General features: G+C 70.3%; 5 protein-coding genes. 2 read left to right on the top strand and 3 right to left on the bottom strand.

The window, feature by feature from the left end:
* Positions 1-6 precede the first annotated feature (6 nt).
* Positions 7-807 carry a site-2 protease family protein gene (locus ACNFOC_RS52250; protein ID WP_416966002.1) on the top strand — a complete coding sequence of 267 codons (801 nt, stop codon included), beginning with the start codon at positions 7-9 and terminating at the stop codon, positions 805-807.
* Here ACNFOC_RS52250 and ACNFOC_RS52245 read toward each other — a convergent pair.
* From ACNFOC_RS52245 to ACNFOC_RS52235, 3 genes are all read right to left on the bottom strand, one after another.
* On the bottom strand, positions 797-979 hold the full coding sequence (locus tag ACNFOC_RS52245; protein WP_416966001.1) for a hypothetical protein: 183 nt from the start codon (positions 977-979) through the stop codon (positions 797-799). The genes ACNFOC_RS52250 and ACNFOC_RS52245 overlap by 11 nt on opposite strands.
* A gap of 97 nt (positions 980-1,076) precedes the next feature.
* Positions 1,077-1,817: an NADPH-dependent F420 reductase gene (gene npdG, locus ACNFOC_RS52240; RefSeq protein ID WP_200691542.1), complete on the bottom strand. Its 741-nt coding sequence runs from the start codon at positions 1,815-1,817 to the stop codon at positions 1,077-1,079.
* A gap of 37 nt (positions 1,818-1,854) precedes the next feature.
* On the bottom strand, positions 1,855-2,979 hold the full coding sequence (locus ACNFOC_RS52235; protein ID WP_416966000.1) for a sialidase family protein: 1,125 nt from the start codon (positions 2,977-2,979) through the stop codon (positions 1,855-1,857).
* A 105-nt stretch (positions 2,980-3,084) separates the two neighbouring features.
* Here ACNFOC_RS52235 and ACNFOC_RS52230 point away from each other — a divergent pair, with 105 nt between their 5' ends.
* Positions 3,085-3,687 (top strand): hypothetical protein, encoded by a 603-nt coding sequence (locus tag ACNFOC_RS52230; RefSeq protein ID WP_416965999.1) that lies wholly within the window; start codon positions 3,085-3,087, stop codon positions 3,685-3,687.
* The last annotated feature ends 3 nt before the right edge of the window (positions 3,688-3,690 follow it).

The raw sequence follows: 3,690 nt of genomic DNA, 5'->3' as shown, positions 1-3,690 counted from the left end.
ACCCCCATGACCGCCACCACCACCCGCCCGAGCGACCGGCGGATCAGTCCCGTCTTCCTCGGGATCCTGGCCGTCACGGCGGTGACCGGCTGGGCCACCTGGACCGGGTTCGCCGAGAAGCCGGGCATCGCCGTGTTCCTGTTCGTGACGGCGGCCTGGATCGTCTCCCTGTGTCTGCACGAGTACGCGCACGCGCGCACCGCCCTGCACAGCGGTGACATCTCGGTCGGCTCGAAGGGCTATCTCACCCTCAACCCGCTGAAGTACACGCACGCGCTGCTCAGCATCGTGCTCCCCGTGATCTTCGTCATCATGGGCGGCATCGGGCTGCCCGGTGGCGCGGTGTTCATCGAGCGCAACCGGATCCAGGGCCGCTGGAAGCACAGTCTGATCTCGGCGGCCGGTCCGCTGACGAACGTCCTGTTCGCGGCCGTCTGCACCGCGCCGTTCTGGCTGCACTCGCTGGACGGGGTGCCGCGGGACTTCCGGTTCGCGCTGGCGTTCCTCGCGCTGCTCCAGGTCACGGCCGCGCTGCTGAACTTCCTGCCGGTGCCGGGCCTGGACGGCTACGGCGTGATCGAGCCCTGGCTGTCGTACAACGTCAAGCGGCAGGTGGAGCCGTTCGCGCCGTTCGGCCTGCTGTTCGTGTTCGCGCTGCTGTGGGTGCCGTCGATCAACACGTACTTCTTCGACGTGATCGACGCGATCCTGCGCGGGCTCGGCATCAGCGACCTGGAAACCTACTGCGGTCAGAACCTGTACCGCTTCTGGCAGGGCACCAACGAGTACTGCTCGATCAGCCAGTGACGGACTTGCGCTCCGCGCGCTCCCGGCGCAGGTAGTACCAGCTCATGTTGGACGACAGGCCTACGACCATCACCCACACGATCCCGATCCAGTTGCCCTGGAGGAACGAGAGGACCGCCGCGGCCGTGGCGAACACGCACGCGATAGCGGCGAGGAGGGAGAGGCGGGGCATGGGGTCGGCTCCTGTCGGGGGGGAACACTGCTTGTCTGCGTCTCGGGGGGACACTGCTTGTCCGCGTCGACCAGTGTCCCCCATCGGCTTCCCCGGCTCACACGTCGGTGACGCGCAGCCCCGCGTGTGCCTTGTAGCGGCGGTTGACGGAGATCAGGTTCGCGACCAGGGACTCCACCTGGTGCGCGTTGCGCAGCCGTCCGGCGAAGACACCGCGCATGCCGGGGATACGGCCGGCCAGCGCCTGCACGATCTCGACGTCGGCGCGCTCCTCGCCCAGCACCATCACGTCGGTGTCGATCTCGGCGATCTCCGTGTCCATGAGCAGCACGGCCGACAGGTGGTGGAAGGCGGCGGCGACCCGCGAGTCCGGCAGCAGGGCGGCGGCCTGTTCGGCGGCGCTGCCCTCCTCCGGCTTCAGCGCGTAGGCGCCCTTCTTGTCGAAGCCGAGCGGGTTGACGCAGTCGACGACGAGCTTGCCGGCCAGTTCCTCGCGCAGCGACTCCAGGGTCTTGCCGTGGCCGTCCCAGGGCACGGCGACGATCACGACGTCGCTGCGGCGCGCGGTCTCGGCGTTGTCGGCGCCCTCGACACCGTGGCCGAGTTCTTCGGCGGCGGCCTGCGCGCGGTCGGCGGCGCGGGAGCCGATGATCACCTTCTGGCCGGCCTTGGCGAGCCGGTAGGCGAGGCCCTTGCCCTGCGGCCCGGTCCCGCCGAGCACGCCGACGACCAGTCCGGAGACGTCGGGGAGGTCCCACGGGTCCTTGGCGGGGGCCTTCGCGGGGGCGGTCCCGGAGGCCGTCGCGGGGGTCTGTGCAGCACTGTCGGTAGAGGTCATGGGCCGACTTTACGTCCGCCTCCGCACCCGTATCGGCTCAGGTGAGGTCCGTCACGGGCACCCGTCGGAAGGTGATCGTCTCGTACGGCCCGAAGTCGCCGGTCTCGTAGAGGAGTCCGACCGTGTCGTCGTCGATCCGTACGAGGTCGGAGTAGGCGGCGGGCAGGCCGTCGACCGTGTGCACCGGACGCCAGGTGGTGCCGGCGTCGGTGGAGGCGCGCAGGGTCATCAGGGCGCGGGCGGCCGGGTCGCCGGGGCCGGAGTACAACAGCACGTCGGGGTCGCGGAGTTGGAGGACACTCGCCTCGCAGACGGGGGCGGTGAGGCCGGCCTGCGGGCGGAAGGGTTTGACGAGGGTCTTCCCGCCGTCCTGCGAGTACGCGTCGGCGCGGTTGCCGGGAGACGTCGAGTCGTTGCGGGTGTTGAAGTAGACGCGCCCGTCCGGGAGTTCGGCGGTGGTCTCGTTGCAGTTGACGTAGCCGTCCGGGTTCTCGTCGAGGTAACCGAGGGACCAGGTCTCGCCCTTGTCGTCGCTGAGCAGACAGTGGCCGCTGTTGTACTTCGCCTCATTGCCTACGTCGGTGCCGGTCGGCGGGATCGTGTGGTTGGCGGCGACGACCACCCGGCCGGTGCTCAACTGGAGCGCGTGTCCGGGCGTGGTGGCGTACCAGCGCCACTCGGGCTTCTTCACCTGCTCGGTGATCTCCTTCGAACTCGACCAGGTGACACCGTCGTCGTCGCTGTACCGCACCCAGATCCTGCGCCCGTCGGCCGGCTTCACCTGGCCGCGCAGGATGGCGTCCTCGGTGGCGGTGGCGGTCGCGCGGACGTACACGAGCAGGATGCGGCCGGTGTCGAGGACGACGGGGGCGGGGTTGCCCGCGAGGTGGGCGCCGTTGGTGGCGGCGGCGGTGAGCGGGCCCCAGGTGCGGCCGCCGTCCGTGGAGCGCCGTAGGACGATCTCGATGTGGCCGTGGTCGCTCGCGGAGTCGACGCGGCCCTCGCAGAACGCCAGGAGCGTGCCGGCGGCGGTGACCACGACGGCCGGGATGCGGTAGCTCGCGTAGCCTCCCTGGCCGGCTACGAAGGGGACGGTTGCTTCTGCGGCTTCTGCGGCTTCTGCGGTTTCCGAGGTTTCCGAGGTTTCCGAGGTTTCTGTCATGAGGTGACTCCTTGTGGGACCGATGAGCCCGCACCATCCCCAAGTTGGGCGAATTCGTGGTGAACTCCACGTCACGAGTGGCCGGTTGAGGCAGGATGCGCGGACATGGATGCCGTACGGGTCGCGCTGCTGCGTGAAGTGCTCGCCGGGACCGAGTGGTTGGGGGCCACGCGACGGTTCGCGGGGGTGTTGCGCGGGTCGGTGGTGTCGCACGGGGGTGGGCTGCTGCTGGTGGGCACGCCCGCGTACGAGCCGTGGCATCTCGCGGCGCACCTCGTCGACGAGGCCGCGTGGTCGGGCACGCCGGAGTTGGCACCGACTCTCGTACGGCATGACGCGCGCCCCTCGGATCCGGCGCACCTGGCCGTCGGGCTCGGCCGGATCGAGGCGGCCCGGCGCGGTGAGACGCTGTTGGTGGTGTCGCCGGAGGGCCCCGGTGACCCGCTCCTGGAACGGGTGCACGACGCCCGCCGGGCCGGGGCGACCGTCCTCTCCCTCGGCTCCGAGAACCGTGAACTGACCTCCCTGGCCCACGAGTCGCTCCCCGTACCCGAGGGCACGGACCTGGACCTGGACACCGTGCAGCACCTGGTGAGCGCGGCGGCCGGGGAGAACGTGCTGCCGGCGACACGGGGGCGCCGCCGCTTCCGTGACCGCGTGTCCCGCCTGACGGAGCATTTGACGGCACCGCCGCCTGCCCCTTGGTAACAG

The sequence above is a fragment of the Streptomyces colwelliae genome (genome assembly GCF_048158785.1).
Classification (GTDB): Bacteria; Actinomycetota; Actinomycetes; order Streptomycetales; family Streptomycetaceae; genus Streptomyces.
This window is presented reverse-complemented; position numbering and strand designations above follow the sequence as displayed.

Excerpts from the sequence above, each read along its gene's own strand:
- ACNFOC_RS52250 (WP_416966002.1), top strand. The coding sequence starts at position 7 with ATGACCGCCACCACCACCCGCCCGAGCGACCGGCGGATCAGTCCCGTC.
- ACNFOC_RS52245 (WP_416966001.1), bottom strand. The coding sequence starts at position 979 with ATGCCCCGCCTCTCCCTCCTCGCCGCTATCGCGTGCGTGTTCGCCACG.
- npdG (WP_200691542.1), bottom strand. The coding sequence starts at position 1,817 with ATGACCTCTACCGACAGTGCTGCACAGACCCCCGCGACGGCCTCCGGG.
- ACNFOC_RS52235 (WP_416966000.1), bottom strand. The coding sequence starts at position 2,979 with ATGACAGAAACCTCGGAAACCTCGGAAACCTCGGAAACCGCAGAAGCC.
- ACNFOC_RS52230 (WP_416965999.1), top strand. The coding sequence starts at position 3,085 with ATGGATGCCGTACGGGTCGCGCTGCTGCGTGAAGTGCTCGCCGGGACC.